This window comes from Sediminibacter sp. Hel_I_10 (assembly GCF_000688335.1).
Classification (GTDB): Bacteria; Bacteroidota; Bacteroidia; order Flavobacteriales; family Flavobacteriaceae; genus Psychroserpens.
Window position 1 is genome coordinate 3,803,122 of the sequence record NZ_JHZX01000001.1, and the last position, 19,075, is coordinate 3,822,196.

Consider the following 19,075-nt stretch of genomic DNA (forward strand, 5'->3'; position numbering starts at 1 on the left):
GGTAAAGCGAAATTGGTTGTTGTTTAAAACGTTAAATATACTTTTATTTTTTTACGTCAAGCAAACCGAAAGTTTTATCTTGACAGATATTTATTCAGATGACATGAAATCCATTGACCATATCATTTCAGAATTCTCATCTTTAGCTTGGGGATTGCCGCTATTGATCTTATTGATTGGTGGTGGTTTATACCTTTTGGTAAGATCCAGATTTTTACCTTTCACATTCTTTGGTCATGCACTGAGAGTCTTAAGAGGTAAATATGATGATCCCAATGACCCTGGGGAAATTTCTCATTTTAAGGCCTTAACCACAGCTTTGTCTTCTACTATTGGTATGGGTAATATTGCGGGAGTGGCATTGGCAATTTCTGTGGGCGGACCAGGCGCCATGTTTTGGATGTGGGTTAGTGCTATTGTAGGAATGAGTACTAAGTTCTTTACATCCACTCTAGCAATTATGTATCGAGGCAAGGATAGTAATGGCGAATTACAGGGCGGACCCATGTATTTTATTGTTGAAGGTCTAGGAAAACAGTGGAAGCCACTGGCGATCATGTTTAGTGTCTTTGGGATGTTGGGCGCATTACCTGTGGTAAACGTTAATCAACTGAAACAAGCAGTCAATGATATTCTTTTGGTGCCTAATGGTATTGAAGTTAGCCTCTATACTAACTTGGTCATTGCAGCTATTTTGGTCGTTTTGACCTCTATAGTCATTTTAGGAGGCATCAAGCGTATTAGTACGATAGCTTCAAAACTGGTTCCTGCCATGGTGGTTTTATATTTTGGTTTGGTACTCATTATTCTTGGTATTAATTATACCGAAGTACCCAAATACCTGCAGTTGATCATTACCGATGCCTTTTCGGCCGATTTCATTAAGGGAGACGCCTTTTTAGGCGGAATGCTAGGTGCACTTATCTTATTAGGGATACGTCGTGGTGCGTTCTCAAATGAAGCTGGTATTGGCACGGCACCTATGGCACACGGTGCAGCAAAGACGGCAGAACCAGTTAGGGAAGGGTTGGTAGCCATGTTAGGCCCTGCTATAGATACGCTGGTGATTTGCACGCTAACGGCCTTAGCTATTTTAGTCACGGGGGTTTGGCAAACCACTTCAGATAACGGTGTTACCTTAACAGCTTCTGCTTTTGAAGACGCCATGCCAGGTATTGGTCAATACGCATTAATGATTTGCGTTTTCATATTCAGTATCTCATCGTTGTTCTCTTATTCATATTATGGCTCTAAATGCATGTCTTTTTTATTTGGCGCAAAACACAAGCATTATTACAATTATTTTTACATACTGAGCATCATATTGGCAGCAACCACCGATTTTAGGACCATGATCAATCTTATTGACGGCGTTTTTGCGCTCATGGCAATCCCTACAATGACGGCTACATTAATTATGGCCCCAAGAGTCGTTAAAGAAATTAAGGCCTATAAAAATAGATTAAAAAAAGTTTGAGAATAAGGCTCTATAATTAATACGCTATTTCTTTTTTAATAAGATTTTCTCGTTTGTGAACTGATTGGCTTCATCTAAAAATGCAATCATCTTGTCCCAATTAGAATTTGGCTCGTAATAGCTTTTGTATTGTTTAGAAGTTGTTATTACCAACTGATTGCCTTTGATCTCTGCTATACTTATAAAAGCACCTGTAGTGTTATCAACATTTTTGTTCAGCTTATCTAGGCCTGAGACTTCATAGCCCTCTGGAATATTAAAGGTAATTTCATAATTGAAACTTCTAGGATAGGGGAGATATATATTTTCTGTGCGTTCGCGTTCTTTAGTAGTTAAATCTATTTGACCTCCAATTAATTTTCCAATTTCGATAATGTAATTTGGCCCAGCTTTTTTGATCAGCGCATTTTTTCCTTTAAAGCTTTCGGTAAAAGAAAAATAGGAATCTAAACTATAACGACCATTAGCATTGATATTATAAGTGTAATCTTCTAAGTCATCTACAAAATATTCGCTTTTAGCACTGTTTTCAAAACGCTCTTTTTGTTTGGTTTTTAATTTTTCAATAAGGGCATCCAGTTCCTTTTGATATTTTTCCTTGGTATTCTTTCTTCTAACCATGTCCACCCAAGATTGCGTTTCATATTTTTTATAGTCTTCGGAAGTGTAATCGCTGTAGATTAAACGATCGTATTGTTGGTCACTCTTTTCATGTCCTTTAAAGCTATTAATGGCGGTCAATTCGAATCCGTCAAAATCAGGATTAAGAGTTAAGGTCATTTCCTTTTTAGTTTCATTGTCTTCAAATGTGGAAGAAGGCAATTTACCCGTAGCAACTTCATCAATACGGCTTCTAGTGGCCGATAATAAATAGACATCTGTACCTTCCATTAAAGGTGTAAACTCATTGATATTGGTGTGAGGTCCAAAAAATGACGCATAAAGTGGTTTATTGGCATTCACTTTAACCATTACCTCAATATTTTTCTCAATAAGTAAGTCATCCAATGCGCCGTCATAACGTCGTTTTCCTACTACAATGTCGTAATCAATTTTTTGTTTTCTTAAAAACTCCGTAAAATGTCTGATAAATTGTTTTTGACTCTGAATAAAGACAACGTTATTTCCATAGACCATAAACGGGTAGGGATCTATTTTAGATTCTTTAGCATAAAACGCCTCAAGAAAACGGGTGAGGTAATAATGCCTCATGTAGTAATATGCCGCAGTAACCTTATGCGCATCATCTACAAATGTTTCTCCTTTTAGAAAATCCTTAACATCACCAACATCACCATCTGGCCGAAAACGGTTATCATAAAGATCTAGCACCTCTTCCTTACTTACACTTTTTTTAATGATCTTTTCATCATCGGGAAGAAAGGCTAGAGCACGGTCTTCAAATTTACCTGATCTTGCAAAATATACTTGAAACTTATAAGATGGTAACTCTACCAAAGGATAAAACCAACGCGTGTATTCGCCTTTAGGGATGTTACTTTCGGTTAATTCGTAACGTCTCATGCTTCGTTTTTCAGTAGGGATCTCTTTTAGATCTGGAGCATCATTGTAAGAATTGAAATTGATAAAAAAATCATTCTCTGTCTCGAAGAAGAGTTTATAGTCCATAATAGGGTACTCTTCTCCTAAAGGCTTTTCTACAGGATCAAAACCAAAGGCATAGGTGCTTTTAAAAGGTTCTTCGGTATAATAGAAATAATCAATAATATCTCCCACCTCAAGACTGGAAATGGCAATTTTAGTTTCTCCATCAACTTCTATGGCTTCTTTTTCTGTATCGATCTTAGTCTCCCTGCCATCTGGTTTTACAATTTTGATGCCCACCAAAGTGGTTCCTTTTCTAAACCAACTGTTTTGACCTTTGCTTGAGTAAAATCGTTTTTTATAAGAAAACTCAGAAAATTCTTCAACTGCGGCGATATCTAATAATTTAATACGCTTTCTAACTGAAGTGGTATAATTGACCTTTTTCCCAAATTTGTGGAAATCGTAATTTTCGTTTTTATAAATAATTACCGCAGATTCCTTCTGAAAGGATTCTGGAATTTCGGTTATAGATTTGAATAGATCATCTGGTCCCCAAAAAAAGTTTTCAATTTCTTCATGATTCTTAGTTTGGGAAAAGGCAGTAACTGCCATTAAAGCACATAAAATGGAGGTGATTTTTTTTAACATGGTTGGCGTTGGGTTAGTCTTTGGTAAGAATGATCTGTTCGTTATAAATGGCGTTGAGCTGATCAATAAAATTGTTCCATTGCTCAAAATCTGTAGTTTCTATTTTAGCATTTTTAATACGAAACATCTTTTTATAGACTAGTGCGTCATTTTCTTTTTTGAATTGCACTTGCATATCATAGTTGTCGCTAGACACCGTAATGTCTTTAGGTAAATGTGAAACTTTGTAACCTTCGGGAATGTTTAGTGTAGTTACAGACTCAAGATCCTTTTTAGAGTTGAACATAAAATCTGTAAAGCGTTTTTCCATTTTATGTGATGACAATTCTTTGTCAAAATCAAGATCAATGTAGATGTCATCATCAAATGAGGACACAGCATTTTTTATAATCACATCATAAGCAATGTCAATATTTTTATCGCGGTCTAAAAGGTCGGAAGTATTGATGTTGGTCACCTTAATATTACTGTTGCCATTGTTGAGATAATATTCTAAGAACTCGTCTTTATTGTCATTTTTTAAGGTGTTAAAATAATAAAGAAGTCTCGATCTACTTTCTCCTTGGTAAATCTTATCTACAGAACCCGTGATTTGTTCATCTTCGGAAATGTTAAGCACATAAGAAAACTGTTCTTTATTGAACTCGGCTTCCGCTTGTGGCACGTGCTGCAAAATAAAGTCCTCTCCATTTTCAATCAATACTTGCTTACCTTGAATACGGTCTGCATATTCTCCAAAGGCATTAAACTTTTCCGTAGCATCCAAAAAAACCGTATGTCCATCTTTAAACAAGGTGCAAATCATATGATTGTCTACAGACAGATTTGGCGTAGAATAATCATAGGCAATGTGCTTAGTGCCAATCCAGGTCAATCTCGCATCAAATCCTGCTTCTACAAGCATTTGTTTAGTTAAGTTGGCCATCCCTTTACAGTCTCCATAACGCTTGTTAAACACATTTGCCGCTTCATCTGGTTTAAAGCCTGCAATGCCATCTTCAAAAGCGATATAACGAATGTTGTCTTGAACCCAATAGTAGATGTTTTTTATTTTCTCATCATCAGTGGCTGCATTTTCAGTAAGTTCTTTAACCTTCGCTTTAATATCGGTATTATCATTATCTAAACTATTGACCAAAGAAATGTACCAATTGTATAAGTCTTGGGTAGAGTTAAAAAGCGTTACATTTTGGTCATCATCTTGAAATGATTTTGCTAAAATTAGTAGATGCGGATAGATGTAAGTTGGCCCAGGAGCGTTGGCTTCTTTGTACATCGCTGGGATGTTAGACATGGTATAGGTATATATTTTGTCATCATCACCATTAGTGACCGACGTTTTAATATCGAACCCTTCAAAATTCATGGGTTTTAGCTCAACATCAAGCCAATTAGGTACGGTAATTTCGATGCTTTTATTTGCAATTGGATATTCATCATTAAAATAAAGTTTTGTAAAGTACTTTATATCTTGATAGTGTTTTTCAATATGGGTGAGATAGCGGTACCCTTTTAAAGGAAAATCGATATTGGTATACATCACACGGCTATCGTTATGAAAGAGGTCATTACTTTTATAGGCTTCATCTTTTACATAGAACCCTGCAGTCTTTTCATTACGATACTCAATTTTAAACGTTTCTATCGTAGACTCACCATCATAGAAGCAGTATTTTTGAATATCTGCACGAGAGTCTATGTTAATCATGTTTTCTTCGGAAAGATGAATGACTTCAACCTTGGCATCTCGAGAATTGAGGTCAAAAGTCACCTTGTCTGTACTGCTTATAAGAGCAACATTATCATCAGGAAATAAGGCCTTAAGCTCGTTTGCGGTAGTTAAATCTTCAGAGGTGGGTTCTATACGTTTCTGTGCAAACGCACTGCAAGAAAGCAGTACAAAAAGAAGCATAGTTTGGGCAAAATGCATCATAAGTAAGTAGTTAGGACTGCTAAAATAAGGTTTCGGTTGTAATACCGAAATTTTTAGATTGATTTTCTTTAGAAATCACAAGCCTTCATTAGAATTTATTAAATTGAGGTGCGAACAAAAACCGAAACCTTCGGAAGAAAACAAAACACATGAGTAACTACCACATCAAACATTTAGAAGAATATTACCAAGTATATCGTAAATCTATAGAAAATCCAGAACTGTTTTGGGAAGAGATTGCAGAAGAACACTTCTTATGGAGAAAAAAATGGGACAAGGTGCTTCAATGGGATTTTACAAAACCTGAAGTGAAATGGTTTGAAGGTGCAAAGCTTAACATCACAGAGAATTGTATTGATAGACACTTGGCGACTAGAGGCGAGAAAACAGCGATACTCTTTGAACCTAATGACCCCAATGAGGCGGCAGAGCATATCACCTACAGACAGTTGTATGAACGTGTCAATAAAATGGCAAACGTACTTAAGGGTAAAGGGGTGAAAAAAGGGGATAGGGTCTGTATCTATTTACCAATGATTCCAGAATTGGCCATTTCAGTTTTAGCTTGTGCGAGAATTGGTGCCATACATTCAGTAGTATTTGCAGGATTTTCGGCCAACGCTTTGTCAAGCCGTATTAAGGATTCAGACTGTAAAATGGTGATTACAAGTGATGGTGGCTATAGAGGTGCCAAGACCATAGATTTAAAAGGGATTGTAGATGACGCTTTAAAGGAGTGCCCTAATGTAGAAACCGTTTTAGTGGTTAAGCGTATTTCCGCAGAAATATCCATGAAAAATGGTCGTGACTTATGGCTACAACCGCTGCTAGATGATGCCTCGCCAGAAGGAACTGCAGAAGTCATGGATGCCGAAGACCCTTTATTTATACTATATACCTCAGGATCTACAGGTAAACCAAAAGGGATGGTACACTCCATAGCGGGATATATGATCTATGCGGCTTACACGTTTAAAAATGTATTTCAATATCGAGAAAACGATGTCTATTGGTGTACCGCAGACATTGGTTGGATTACGGGACATAGTTATATTGTATACGGCCCCTTGTGTAATGGCGCAACAAGCGTTATGTTTGAAGGTGTGCCAAGTTATCCGGATTTTGGACGTTTCTGGGAGATTGTGGCTAAACATAAAGTCACTCAATTTTACACGGCACCAACCGCAATTAGAGCATTGGCTAAAGAAGGTGTTTCTCACTTAGAGGCACATGATTTAAGTTCTCTAAAAGTTTTGGGTACTGTTGGAGAACCCATTAATGAAGAGGCATGGCATTGGTATGATGATAATGTGGGCAAAAGAAAGGCTCCTATTGTAGATACCTGGTGGCAGACGGAAACGGGAGGCATCATGATTACACCGATTCCATTTGCAACACCTACAAAACCAACTTATGCCACACTGCCCTTTATAGGCATTCAACCTGCATTGATGGATCAAGAGGGTGCTGAAATTCACGGGAACCAGGTAGACGGACGTCTTTGTATAAAATATCCATGGCCAAGTATGGCTCGAACCATTTGGGGCAATCATGAACGTTATAGAGATACTTATTTCTCTGCCTTCAAGAACATGTATTTTACCGGTGACGGTGCGCTAAGAGATGAAGTAGGATATTACAGAATTACAGGTCGTGTAGATGATGTGATTATTGTTTCTGGTCATAACTTGGGAACAGCGCCTATTGAAGATGCCGTAAATGAACATCCTGCCATATCAGAAAGTGCCATTGTTGGTTTTCCGCATGATATTAAAGGTAATGCGCTTTATGGTTTTGTGACGTTGAAGGATACGGGCGAAACACGAAACCATGACAATTTGAGAAAGGAAATCAATCAAATTATTACAGAGCAGGTAGGGCCTATTGCTAAGTTGGATAAAATTCAATTTACAAAAGGGCTTCCAAAAACAAGAAGCGGTAAAATTATGAGACGCATCTTAAGAAAGATCGCCCAACATGATACCGGTAATCTCGGAGATATAAGCACACTGTTAAATCCAGAGGTTGTAGATGATATTATCAACAATGCACAATAATTCATTTGTTATACGATTTTCTCACTTATAGCAGTAGAAGGGGTATTTGGATCACCATATGATAAACATTTATGAAAGTTTTAATTTGAAATGAGTTAAGGATCCCATTTATTGCAACAAGCGATAGATGGTATTGAATGTATCTTTAAGTATTATTAATTTTAAAACGAAAACATTATGAATAGCGATCAATTTGAAGGAAAATGGAAACAGATTAAAGGTGATTTCAAAAAGAAATATGGTAAGATCACTGATGACGAGTATGCAGAAGCAGAAGGCAACATGGATAAGCTTGCCGGCAAGATGCAAGAGAAATATGGTAAGTCTAAAGAAGACGTTAAAAAAGAAATCGATAACTGGTAGAATTTTCAGTTTCGATTGAGAAAAGCGCTCCCTACAAAGGAGCGCTTTTTTGTTTCATCAAATAAAAATTAAAAATGAGATCAATACGTATAATGATTCTTTTAATGGCGTTAGTGCTATGTAGTTGTGCCTCTCAAAAGCATAAGAATATTGCTTACTTAAATACCGAAGCACCTCAAGAGGACTTGAAGCTAAATGTATTTGAACCTAGGGATCTAGAATCAAAACGTCCAGTGGTGATTTTTGTTCATGGCGGTAACTGGAATTCTGGAAATAAAAACACCTATGGTTTTTTAGGAAGAAATTTGGCTAAACATGATGTCATTACTGTTATTCCCAGTTATACCTTAAGCCCTCAGGCTAATTTTGATACTATGGCTTCTCAAGTTGCACAGGCTTTTATTTGGACCAGGGATCATATTTCAGAATATGGCGGAGATCCAGCGCAAATTTACCTTATGGGGCATTCGGCAGGTGGCCATTTGATAGCATTGGTATGTACCAATCCAAAATACCTTGATAATCCGAAAGCTATTAAAGGTGTGATTTTAAACGATGCTGCTGGTTTAGATATGTATACTTATTTACAGGAACATCCTCCAACAATCGCAAACAACTATCGTTCTACTTGGACGACGAATCCTGAATTATGGAAGCAAGCGTCTCCTGTATATCACCTTTCTGAAGAGATGCCGCCATTTATGATTTACGTTGGAACAAAATCCTATGAAAGTATAATTAGACAAAACGCAACATTTCTCAATGCACTTCAAGAGTACCAGCCTGACGTGACGCCAATTTATCTCAATAAGAAACACGTCCCCATGATGACGCAGTATTTCTGGCCTTGGAGCAATCGCTATGATGAGGTTTTAGATTTTATTTTTAAAGAGAAGCACTAAGCATGACTTCATAAGTCAGGAAGTTTTGATACTGTTGATAACACTTTACGTCATCATCTTATCTTTAAAAGCAGTAATGTTTTCTAAAGCTTCTCCTTTTACCAACCACGATACACCAAAGGCAATAACAGCTATGGTTTCAAAGATATAGACGTAAAAATCATTGATTAAAAAATTGATGTTTTTCCTTTCTAGAAGGATGCCAACAATTAAGAGTGCAACGGATACAAACACCACGTTACCGCAGATTTTGTAAATGGAATTGTGTAAATCTTTATGTCCTCTAGTAAATTTATATTTTGACATCCAGCCCATACATAATATAAAAACACCTGCACTCACTAAATGTATGGTTCTAAATGTAGCATGATCATGACCAAATAGCGGATAGTGTTTTGTGATACACAGCTGATCGATTGCTATACTTGTGCTGCCCTCACAAACTGTAGGTATAAATACCACGATGAGTGCGGCAAATCCGCCAATATTAGTTAAAAAGTCATCGCTAATTTGCTCTGTCTCCACATCTTTCTTGTACCCTTTGTATGAAATTAAAAATAAAGCGAAAGCAGACAGTATGATTATGAAAAACAATGAGGATAGTGTAGCATAGTAATAATGACTTAGAGAAGACAAGAACTCTCCTATGGCAATAGGCAATATAATAGGCAGACATAGTCCCAATGCGCCTATGAGTTTTCGTATTCTATAATCTGAAATATGAAGCGGTTGATCTTGCATAAACTTAAAGGGTGCTTTTAGCTTTATCTAAGTTAATAAATATTAATTAGTTGTTTGTGATTTGAAAATTTTAATAATAGAAAAGAGGTCTGAAAACACAAGCTTTCATAGGTTAATTTATAATGATATTTTAACTTAAAAATTTTCGGAAATTTTGAGTTTGGTTAACCATTTTTTAAACCTTGGTTAACTTTTAACTTCTTTAAATAGTTGGTCTTTGCAAAAAAAACCAATGGAATTATTTTTAATCAGTTTCGGAGCTTTGTTTTCGATTATGAACCCTCTCGGAACCGTACCTGTGTTTGTGGGATTGACTACAGATGCTACAAAAAAAGAACGGGCAGTCATTGCATTTTGGACGGCAATAGATGTATTTGTAGTGCTTTTGCTATCATTTTTTTTAGGTAAGTATATTTTGAGTTTTTTTGGCATTAGCCTTAACGCACTCAAAATTGCTGGAGGTTTAATTATCGCCTCATCCGGATTTGCGTTGCTCACTGGTAAATTTCGCGAGCATAAGGGGATGAAACGAGATCGTGTTCAAAAAGACATTCATACAAGAGATTCTATTTCTTTAACGCCTTTGGCAATACCTATGTTAGCTGGCCCTGGAACCATTTCCTTATTGATCGCCTATAATCAGGAGTATCAAACCAGTATTGAAATCGTCACCATACTTGTAGCTATGATTGTAGTTACCGGTTGTATTTATTTAATATTGAAGAGCGCTCACCTTATTGTGAAAATACTAGGAGCTTCGGGTATCAACGGACTCTCAAGAATTATTGGGTTTATTGTAATTGCTATTGGGGTTGAATATATTATTTCCTCAGTAGTAGAAATTGTAGAGCGATTTCTATGATTAGGCCTTCAACGATCGTCTATGGTGATTTTTTAAGGCTAATAATGTTACTAAAGATAATACTCCAAATACTGAAAATCCAATAAACAATGGGAGTACAGACGTTTTAACAAAACCTCCTATAAAATTTGCTATTGGAACTGCCATCACGGTAGAGACAAAACCATTAATAGCTGCGCCAATACCGGCTATATGACCTAAAGGCTCCATAGCTAGAGATCGTAAGTTTCCGAAGAGAAACCCAACGCAGAAAAACTGAAGCAGAAAAAAAGTTATTAAAATTTCAATGGGTGGATTATCTCCAGAACTGTAGATCAACACATATAATATGGATATGGCAGCATACCCAATAGTAGCGGCGTAAGCGATATTAAAAGACCCAAACCGCATGACCAATTGGCTGTTGGCAAACGTTGCAAAACCTACGGAAAAAGCAGTACTCGCAAAGATGTATGGAAAGAGTTCTCCTAAATCATATTGTACTTGAAAAATCTGCTGAGACGTACTCAAATACACCATAAAAGATCCTGTGATAAAGCCACTCATTAAAGTGAAGGCAACCGCATCTTTGTATTTTAAAAACTCTTTGGTTCCCGTTAAGAATATGCGAGGTCTAAATTTTACCCGTTTAGCGCTAACTAAAGTTTCGGGCTGCCGTAGCCAAAACCAGATGACGATAAGCGTACCGATGATGAGGTTAACGTTAAAGATGGCTTTCCAATCAAAAATATTCATTAAAAACTGTCCGTAAGTAGGGGCCACTATAGGTACCAAAATAAAGAACATTACAATGATAGAGATGATCTTTGCCATAAAATCGCCACTGTAAGAATCTCGTGTCATAGCAATGGCCATAGTTCTTGGAGAGGAAAGACCAATTCCCTGAAAGACGCGGGCTACAATCATAATTTCAAAATTATTGGTCGTAACGCAAACAATACTTGAGATCAAAAAAATCGCAAAACCAATATAAACCATAGGTTTTCTGCCCCAACTATCTGATAAAGGACCAAATATAAGCTGTCCAAAACCAATACCTAAAAAGATCATGGTAATCAATAATTGACGATCACTAATTACGGTAACCCCTAAGTCTCTGCTAATGTCTGGTAATGCAGGGAGCAAAGCATCAATAGATAATGCCACTATTGACATTAAAGAGGCCATTAATGCTACAAACTCGTATTTGAACTTTGGGTTCTTTTCCATAATGCAAAAGTAACTTAAATGATTTTATTTTAACGGTTTGAAATATGAACAATATCGATCATAATGTTTGCTCTAACACAGGCATTAAGGCTTATAATTAATGATTTTATTGGCTTTAAATGCTGGTTTATATTTAGAAATGCCAGTCTGAGAATAAAGATCTAAGCGACGCTTTTGAGAGTGAATTTAAAATACCAATGTAATACCGTATCGTCAGATTTTTAATTATAAGATGTTTTATTGACAGACAGTGATACTAACATTATCATGCGACCTTATATTTTGTAGATTAACATATGAGATTTAAAAAGCTATTATAAATATTTATTTATAATAGCTTTTTAAAGATAATTTTTAGGTGCTGATAATGGGTTATATATAATTTTTTATTGAGTTTAGGCTAAACCTCTTTTCAGAATTTATACTCTAATTATAGTGGGATGTTACCGTGTTTACGTTCTGGACGCAAAACCTCCTTGTTCTCTAGCATCGAAAACGCTTTAATCAATTTTCTTCTCGTATCTTTTGGTAAAATCACTTCATCTATAAATCCGCGTTCTGCAGCGCTGTAAGGATTGGCAAACAATTCGGCATACTCAGTTTCCTTTTCTTTCCATTTGGCATCTTTGTCTTCTGCTTGATTAATTTCCTTTTTAAAGATGATTTCCGCAGCACCTTTTGCACCCATAACAGCAATCTCTGCGCTTGGCCATGCAAAGTTCATATCGCTACCAATATGTTTGGAGTTCATAACGTCATACGCGCCACCATAAGCCTTTCTAGTAATCACTGTGACTCTTGGCACGGTCGCCTCACTAAATGCATATAACAGTTTAGCACCATGAACAATAATGCCGTTCCACTCTTGGTCTGTACCAGGTAAAAATCCAGGAACATCCTCTAAAACCAATAATGGAATATTGAAAGCATCGCAAAAGCGAACAAAACGTGCTGCTTTCTTCGCACTATTGACATCTAAAACTCCTGCCAAGTACATGGGTTGGTTGGCAATTATACCAATACTTTTGCCTGCTAACCTAGCAAACCCTACGATGATATTTTCGGCATGATCTTTATGGATTTCATAAAAAGAATCGGCATCAATAATGCCTTTAATAACCTCGTGCATGTCGTAAGGTTGGTTGGTATTTGCTGGGATAATGTCAGAAAGTGATTCTCTAAGTTCATCGCCTAGCTTAAAAGGAATAGCCTTTGTAGTTTCTTTGTTATTTTGAGGGAGATAACTCAGTAGTTGTTTTAAATCTTCTAAACAAATGACGTCATTTGCCGAAGTTTTATGAGCTACCCCAGACTTTGTGGAGTGCGTACTAGCGCCTCCCAACTCTTCTGAAGTCACATTTTCGTTTGTCACCGTTTTGACCACATTAGGTCCTGTAACAAACATGTAACTGGTATTTTCAACCATCAATGTGAAATCGGTCATGGCAGGAGAATATACAGCACCTCCTGCACATGGCCCCATGATAGCAGATAATTGCGGAATAACCCCAGAGGCCTGTACGTTTCTAAAGAAAATGTCGGCATAACCTCCAAGAGAACGAACGCCTTCTTGTATACGTGCACCACCAGAATCATTGAGCCCAATAATAGGTGCACCAACTTTAACCGCCAAATCCATCACCTTACAAATCTTTTCAGCATGGGTCTCTGAAAGCGAGCCGCCAAAAACCGTGAAGTCTTGAGCAAAAATATAGATGAGTCGCCCGTCAATTGTACCGTAGCCAGTAACCACACCGTCTCCATAAAACTGCTGCTTATCCATACCAAAACTCTTGGTACGGTGAGTTACCAAGGCACCAATTTCTTCAAAAGAACCTTCATCTAAAAGATAAAGAACACGCTCTCTAGCGGTAAGTTTCTTTTTTTCGTGCTGTTTATCAATTCTTGCTTGTCCGCCGCCTAAATATGCGGAAGATAGTCTCTTATTAAGATCTTCTATTTTTTCTTTCATAATCGATTTTCTAGGAAACACAATTGTTTAAAATCGTGTGGTTTGCTAATTTAACGCGTGTACTACCAACTACATTAATCGGGTAAACGCAACAACTTTTGCTTAGCCATATGAGATTTTATGGCGATTAATGCCGCTATTCTGGCTTCGCTTTTTTGTTGTTCAATTAATTTTTCTGGAGCATAATGATTTTTGACAAAATGGGTGTCAAAATTTCCACTACGGAAAGCGTCATGCTCACATACGTAGGTTCCAAAGGGTAAAGTGGTCTCTACACCTTCAATCTCATAAGCAGCAATGGCTTCTATCATCAATTCAATGGCTTCTTCTCTGGTATTGCCGTAGGTGATTAATTTTGCGAGCATGGGATCATAATAAATGGGGATATCCATGCCTTGTTCAAAACCATTATCTACTCTAATGCCTTTGCCTGTAGGCAGTTTATAGGTATCTAGATGCCCCACGCTCGGTAAAAAATCATTGAGAGGATCTTCGGCATAGACTCTTAACTCTAGAGCATGGCCTGTTATTTTTAAATCAGACTGCTTGAAAGGTAAGGTCTCACCGCGAGCTACTTGTATTTGAAGTTCTACTAAATCGGTATTGGTTACCAACTCTGTAACGGGATGCTCTACTTGAAGCCTTGTATTCATTTCGAGAAAGTAGAAATTGTGTTGCTCATCTAAAAGAAATTCAACCGTTCCGGCACCAATGTAATCACAAGCTTTGGCCACCTTGACTGCGGCTTCGCCCATTTTCTGTCTCAAGCTTGAAGTTAAAACACTAGATGGTGCTTCTTCCACAACTTTTTGGTGACGTCTTTGAATACTGCATTCGCGCTCAAAAAGATGAACAATATTACCATGCGTATCGGCCATGATTTGAATTTCAATGTGTCGGGGGGTGGCTACATATTTTTCTATAAATACTGAGCCGTCCCCAAATGCATTTATAGCTTCGCTAATAGCTCTGTCCATTTGAGATTCAAACTCCTTAGCATTTTCAACAATACGCATCCCTTTACCACCGCCTCCTGCAGAAGCTTTAATGAGTATAGGAAAACCAATGGCATTGGCTATTTTTTTTGCTTCCGGAATGTCTGTAATGGCTTCATCGGTTCCTGGGACCATAGGAATATCATAGGCTTTGACCGCCTCTTTAGCTGCCAATTTACTCCCCATGATTTTAATGGCTTTAGACTTTGGACCAATAAAAGTGATTTGATTGGCTTCACATAATTCTGCAAAATCAGCATTTTCACTAAGAAACCCATATCCTGGGTGTATAGCATCTACATGCATTTTTTTTGCAACTTCTATTATTTTCTCACCTAATAAATAAGATTTATTTGAGGGGGCTTCTCCAATTAAAACGGCTTCGTCAGCAAACTTGACGTGTGGAGATTGTCTGTCAATCGTTGAGTACACCGCTACGGTCTTAATCCCCATTTTTTTCGCGGTTTTCATAACCCGTATGGCGATTTCACCTCGATTGGCAATAAGTATTTTTTTCATGCTATAAATTGAATGCCCTAAAGTTCAGGATGCTGAAGTGTTATTCAACATCTGATAGGGATGAGTTTATTTTCAAAAATAATGAAAACAAAACAAACTAAAACGATTTCGGAATTGGTATTAACACTTCCAAAACATGTCGCTTAATGAAATTGCAGTACCTCTAAAGCGTAATCCTTTGAAAGCTGTTGTTATCATTTCAGCTAAAAAGAAAGACGTATTTTAAAGTGTTATCTATTTAAACATATCCATTCCAGGAATGTTAGGCATGCCATCTTTAGCAGCGGCAGCAACTTCTGTTTCATTGATAGTGGTGGCACGTTCTATGGCCTTATTTAAGGTAAGGATAAGATAATCTTCTAGCATTTCCTTATCTTCTAAAAGGCTATCATCCACATCTATAGATTTAATAGTTCGGTTAGCGGTAATCGTAATTTTTAATTTACCATCATTGCTCGACTCATCGATAAGAACGGTATTCATGCGTTCTTTAGTTTCTTCTACTTTTTTCTGGGTTTCTTTGAGCTTACCCATCATGCCCATCATATCTCCAAACATCGTATGTCTAATTAAAATTGTTCAAAGCAAAATTACTAAATTGCCTCACCATAAAAAAGAAAAATGAAGAAGACCATTTCAGCACCTATCGCAAGACAAATTCCGAAGACGTTAGAAATACATGACGACATTAGGATTGATAATTATTTTTGGCTAAACCAAAGAGAAGACCAACAGGTTTTGGACTATTTAAACGCCGAAAATGAGTATTACGAGCAGGAGACTGCTCATACCAAGGATTTTGAAAATGTGCTTTTTGAAGAAATGAAAGCTAGAATTAAGGAGGACGATTCGTCGGTGCCTTATAAATACAACGGGTATTGGTACATTGTTCGTTATGAAAAGGGAAAGGATTATCCTATTTATGCGAGAAAAAAAGAAGACCTAGAGGCTCCCGAAGAATTGTTATTTGATTGCAATGTGATGGCAGAAGGTCATAGCTACTTTAGATTGGTGGGATTGAGTGTAAGCCCAGATAATTCTATGATTGCTTTTGGTTTAGATACTGTTGGAAGACGCCAGTATACACTTCAAATTAAAAGTTTAGTTACTAACGAAGTCTTTTCAGATGTTATAGATAACACAACAGGATCTTCAACTTGGGCCAGTGACAATAATACATTGTTTTATACTAAGAAGGATGAAAAAACACTGAGATCTGATAAAATTTACAAGCATAAAATTGGGCAGAAGAGTGATGATGATACTTTAGTTTTTCATGAAACGGATGATACGTTTGGTGTTGCTGTTTATAAAACGAAATCTAGAAAATACATCATTATCGCCTGTTACAGCACAATGACCAATGAGTTTCATGTATTAGATGCCAATACGCCCAATGCTGATTTTAAAGTATTTCAAAAACGAGTTAGGGGATTAGAGTATAGTATTGCACATTATGAAGATCGATTTTATATTCTCACCAATTTGGATAAAGCCATTAATTTCAAACTCATGAAAACGTCTGAAGATGACACTGAAATTGAGCATTGGACAGAGGTCATTTCCCATAGAGAGAATGTATTACTTGAAGATATTGAAATATTCAAGGAGTATTTGGTGATCAGTGAACGCAGTAACGGTTTGAATCAAATTCGTGTAAAACGTTGGGACCAAAAGGAGGATTATTATTTACCGTTTGACAATGAAACTTATACTGCCAATACAGGAACTAACGTTGAGTTTGATACTGAAATCTTAAGATACGGCTATAATTCTATGACGACGCCGTCATCGGTTATCGATTTCAATATGAGAACCCATGAAAAGGATATTAAGAAAGAGCAAGAAGTACTAGATCCTAATTTTAATAAGGATGATTATGTTTCTGAGCGTCTTTGGGCAACGTCTAGAGATGGTACTAAAATCCCGATGTCTTTGGTGAGGCGAAAGGACGCTAAGTTAGATGGAAACACGCCTTTGTTACAATATGCCTACGGAAGTTATGGTTCTACCATTGATCCCTATTTTTCTACCATCCGTTTAAGTTTGTTAGACCGCGGTTTTATTTATGTGATCGCACATGTGAGAGGCGGGGAGTACTTAGGGCGCCAATGGTACGAAAATGGAAAGCTATTGAGCAAAAAAAACACGTTTACTGATTTTATTGATTGCTCAAGATTTTTGATTGATATGGGGTACACTTCCGAAGCACACCTTTATGCTATGGGAGGGAGTGCAGGAGGTTTATTGATGGGTGCCATCATTAATGAAGCCCCTCATTTATATAATGGTGTCATCGCGGCTGTGCCTTTTGTAGATGTAGTTACCACAATGTTAGACGACTCTATTCCTTTAACAACTGGAGAGTATGACGAATGGGGAAATCCCAATGATAAGTCTTACTATGAATATATAAAATCCTATTCTCCATACGATCAAGTAAAAGAACAAGCTTATCCAAATTTGTTAGTTACAACTGGACTACATGACTCTCAAGTGCAGTATTGGGAGCCTGCGAAATGGGTTGCTAAGTTGAGAACTTATAAACAGGATACTAACAGGCTTTATCTCGTAACTAACATGGATGCGGGTCACGGCGGTGCTTCTGGGCGTTTTGAGGCTTTGAAAGAAGATGCGCAAGAATTTGCATTTCTTCTCGACTTAGAGGGAATTACTGGCTAATTCAAAAAAAAGTATTAATTTTGCAAGGTTTTAGGCTTCAGATTTCTATTTGATTTGAAGTCGATAAATAGCATTTATGGAAAAAGACATTCAAGTATTTGATAACGTTTTACAATTAATTGGTAAAACCCCTCTTATCAAATTAAACAAAATGACCGAAGGATTTCAAGGCGATTTTTTCGCGAAGGTAGAAGCTTTCAATCCAGGTCACTCGTCAAAAGATAGAATTGCACTACACATTATCGAAGAAGCTGAAAGGCAGGGCATCCTAAATCCAGGAGATACCATTATTGAAACGACTTCGGGCAACACTGGTTTTAGTATTGCCATGGTAAGTATTATCAAGGGGTATGATTGTATTTTAGCGGTGAGCTCAAAATCGTCTGCAGATAAAATCGACATGTTAAAGAGCATGGGCGCTCAAGTTTATGTTTGTCCGGCAAATGTTAGTGCAGATGATCCACGTTCTTATTACCAAGTAGCCAAGCGCTTACATGGCGAAATCAAAGGGTCAATATACATCAATCAGTATTTTAACCAATTGAATATCGATGCGCATTACCAAACAACTGGTCCTGAAATTTGGGAGCAGACCAAAGGGCAAATCACGCATTTAGTGGCTTGTAGTGGTACTGGAGGAACAATATCTGGAATTGCTAAATATTTAAAAGAACAAAACAAAGACGTTAAAGTGATAGGCGTTGATGCTTTTGGATCTGTATTAAAAAAATATCATGAGACTCGTGAGTTTGATGAAAAAGAGATTTATCCTTACCGCATTGAAGGTTTAGGTAAAAACCTAATCCCAACAGCTACCGATTTTGATTTAATTGATAAATTTATTAAGGTAACCGATGAAGAGAGTGCCCATACAGCAAGAGAGGTCTCTAGATCAGAAGGTATGTTTGTGGGTTACACAAGTGGTGCTGCGATGCAAGCGTTAAAACAATTAAATGCCGAAGGAGAATTTAAGGAAGGAGACAAGATTGTGGTGATTTTCCCAGATCACGGTTCGCGATATATGAGCAAAGTCTATAGCGACAAGTGGATGGAAGATCAAGGCTTTTTTGATAGTAAGACCATTGCCTCTGAAACTATTCAGTATATAAAATAATGATTATCTAAAGATTAAGACATCCTATCGCGTTTAACTGCGATAGGATTTTT

13 protein-coding genes and 1 pseudogene are annotated in these 19,075 nt (G+C 37.1%); 7 read left to right on the forward strand and 7 right to left on the reverse strand.

The features are described 5' to 3' along the window. The first annotated feature begins 103 nt into the window (after positions 1-103). Positions 104-1,477, forward strand: coding sequence for a sodium:alanine symporter family protein (locus tag P176_RS0117195; protein ID WP_026755860.1), 1,374 nt, complete (start codon positions 104-106; stop codon positions 1,475-1,477). Positions 1,478-1,501: 24 nt separating this feature from the next. Here P176_RS0117195 and P176_RS0117200 read toward each other — a convergent pair whose 3' ends face one another. Together P176_RS0117200 and P176_RS0117205 are read right to left on the reverse strand one after the other, a co-directional pair. After that, the gene (locus P176_RS0117200) at positions 1,502-3,673 is read right to left on the reverse strand and encodes a DUF3857 domain-containing protein (RefSeq protein ID WP_026755861.1); all 2,172 of its coding nucleotides are present in this window, start codon (positions 3,671-3,673) and stop codon (positions 1,502-1,504) included. 13 nt (positions 3,674-3,686) lie between these two features. Further along, a complete protein-coding gene (locus P176_RS0117205) occupies positions 3,687-5,606 on the reverse strand; it encodes a transglutaminase family protein (RefSeq protein ID WP_026755862.1) in 1,920 nt (639 codons plus the stop codon). A 134-nt stretch (positions 5,607-5,740) separates the two neighbouring features. On the opposite strand from P176_RS0117205, the pseudogene acs reads away from it, so the two are divergent. The 3 genes and pseudogenes from acs to P176_RS0117220 all read left to right on the forward strand — a co-directional run. Further along, positions 5,741-7,663: pseudogene (acs, locus tag P176_RS0117210) on the forward strand (acetate--CoA ligase); the annotation flags it as partial. Positions 7,664-7,840: 177 nt separating this feature from the next. Further along, complete coding sequence (locus P176_RS0117215; RefSeq protein WP_026755864.1) at positions 7,841-8,026, forward strand: CsbD family protein; 186 nt, start codon at positions 7,841-7,843, stop codon at positions 8,024-8,026. A gap of 74 nt (positions 8,027-8,100) precedes the next feature. Further along, entirely contained in the window at positions 8,101-8,928 is an 828-nt protein-coding gene (locus P176_RS0117220) for an alpha/beta hydrolase (RefSeq protein WP_026755865.1), read from the forward strand. 45 nt (positions 8,929-8,973) lie between these two features. On the opposite strand, the gene P176_RS0117225 is transcribed toward P176_RS0117220, so the two are convergent. After that, positions 8,974-9,669, reverse strand: a complete 696-nt coding sequence (locus tag P176_RS0117225; protein ID WP_026755866.1) for a hypothetical protein — start codon at positions 9,667-9,669, stop codon at positions 8,974-8,976. 232 nt (positions 9,670-9,901) lie between these two features. On the opposite strand from P176_RS0117225, the gene P176_RS0117230 reads away from it, so the two are divergent. Beyond that, positions 9,902-10,531 carry a MarC family NAAT transporter gene (locus P176_RS0117230; RefSeq protein ID WP_026755867.1) on the forward strand — a complete coding sequence of 210 codons (630 nt, stop codon included), beginning with the start codon at positions 9,902-9,904 and terminating at the stop codon, positions 10,529-10,531. Here P176_RS0117230 and P176_RS0117235 read toward each other — a convergent pair whose 3' ends face one another. From P176_RS0117235 to P176_RS0117250, 4 genes are all read right to left on the reverse strand, one after another. Continuing rightward, positions 10,532-11,740, reverse strand: coding sequence for a multidrug effflux MFS transporter (locus P176_RS0117235; RefSeq protein ID WP_026755868.1), 1,209 nt, complete (start codon positions 11,738-11,740; stop codon positions 10,532-10,534). A gap of 430 nt (positions 11,741-12,170) precedes the next feature. After that, positions 12,171-13,712 carry an acyl-CoA carboxylase subunit beta gene (locus tag P176_RS0117240; RefSeq protein WP_026755869.1) on the reverse strand — a complete coding sequence of 514 codons (1,542 nt, stop codon included), beginning with the start codon at positions 13,710-13,712 and terminating at the stop codon, positions 12,171-12,173. 74 nt (positions 13,713-13,786) lie between these two features. After that, complete coding sequence (gene accC, locus P176_RS0117245) at positions 13,787-15,226, reverse strand: acetyl-CoA carboxylase biotin carboxylase subunit (RefSeq protein ID WP_026755870.1); 1,440 nt, start codon at positions 15,224-15,226, stop codon at positions 13,787-13,789. Between the two features lie 234 nt (positions 15,227-15,460). Next, positions 15,461-15,784, reverse strand: a complete 324-nt coding sequence (locus P176_RS0117250) for a YbaB/EbfC family nucleoid-associated protein (RefSeq protein ID WP_026755871.1) — start codon at positions 15,782-15,784, stop codon at positions 15,461-15,463. 63 nt (positions 15,785-15,847) lie between these two features. Between P176_RS0117250 and P176_RS0117255 the strand changes: the two genes are divergently transcribed. Together P176_RS0117255 and P176_RS0117260 are read left to right on the forward strand one after the other, a co-directional pair. After that, entirely contained in the window at positions 15,848-17,908 is a 2,061-nt protein-coding gene (locus P176_RS0117255) for an oligopeptidase B (RefSeq protein WP_026755872.1), read from the forward strand. 76 nt (positions 17,909-17,984) lie between these two features. Next, on the forward strand, positions 17,985-19,022 hold the full coding sequence (locus P176_RS0117260) for a PLP-dependent cysteine synthase family protein (protein WP_026755873.1): 1,038 nt from the start codon (positions 17,985-17,987) through the stop codon (positions 19,020-19,022). Positions 19,023-19,075: the final 53 nt, after the last annotated feature.

What these genes read in the sequence shown, in the direction of transcription:
- P176_RS0117235 (WP_026755868.1), bottom strand. Translation starts at nt 11,740, where the DNA reads ATGGAAAAGAACCCAAAGTTCAAATACGAGTTTGTAGCATTAATGGCC.
- P176_RS0117240 (WP_026755869.1), bottom strand. Translation starts at nt 13,712, where the DNA reads ATGAAAGAAAAAATAGAAGATCTTAATAAGAGACTATCTTCCGCATAT.
- accC (WP_026755870.1), bottom strand. Translation starts at nt 15,226, where the DNA reads ATGAAAAAAATACTTATTGCCAATCGAGGTGAAATCGCCATACGGGTT.
- P176_RS0117250 (WP_026755871.1), bottom strand. Translation starts at nt 15,784, where the DNA reads ATGTTTGGAGATATGATGGGCATGATGGGTAAGCTCAAAGAAACCCAG.
- P176_RS0117200 (WP_026755861.1), bottom strand. Translation starts at nt 3,673, where the DNA reads ATGTTAAAAAAAATCACCTCCATTTTATGTGCTTTAATGGCAGTTACT.
- P176_RS0117220 (WP_026755865.1), top strand. Translation starts at nt 8,101, where the DNA reads ATGAGATCAATACGTATAATGATTCTTTTAATGGCGTTAGTGCTATGT.
- P176_RS0117260 (WP_026755873.1), top strand. Translation starts at nt 17,985, where the DNA reads ATGGAAAAAGACATTCAAGTATTTGATAACGTTTTACAATTAATTGGT.
- P176_RS0117255 (WP_026755872.1), top strand. Translation starts at nt 15,848, where the DNA reads ATGAAGAAGACCATTTCAGCACCTATCGCAAGACAAATTCCGAAGACG.
- P176_RS0117215 (WP_026755864.1), top strand. Translation starts at nt 7,841, where the DNA reads ATGAATAGCGATCAATTTGAAGGAAAATGGAAACAGATTAAAGGTGAT.
- P176_RS0117225 (WP_026755866.1), bottom strand. Translation starts at nt 9,669, where the DNA reads ATGCAAGATCAACCGCTTCATATTTCAGATTATAGAATACGAAAACTC.
- P176_RS0117195 (WP_026755860.1), top strand. Translation starts at nt 104, where the DNA reads ATGAAATCCATTGACCATATCATTTCAGAATTCTCATCTTTAGCTTGG.
- P176_RS0117205 (WP_026755862.1), bottom strand. Translation starts at nt 5,606, where the DNA reads ATGATGCATTTTGCCCAAACTATGCTTCTTTTTGTACTGCTTTCTTGC.
- P176_RS0117230 (WP_026755867.1), top strand. Translation starts at nt 9,902, where the DNA reads ATGGAATTATTTTTAATCAGTTTCGGAGCTTTGTTTTCGATTATGAAC.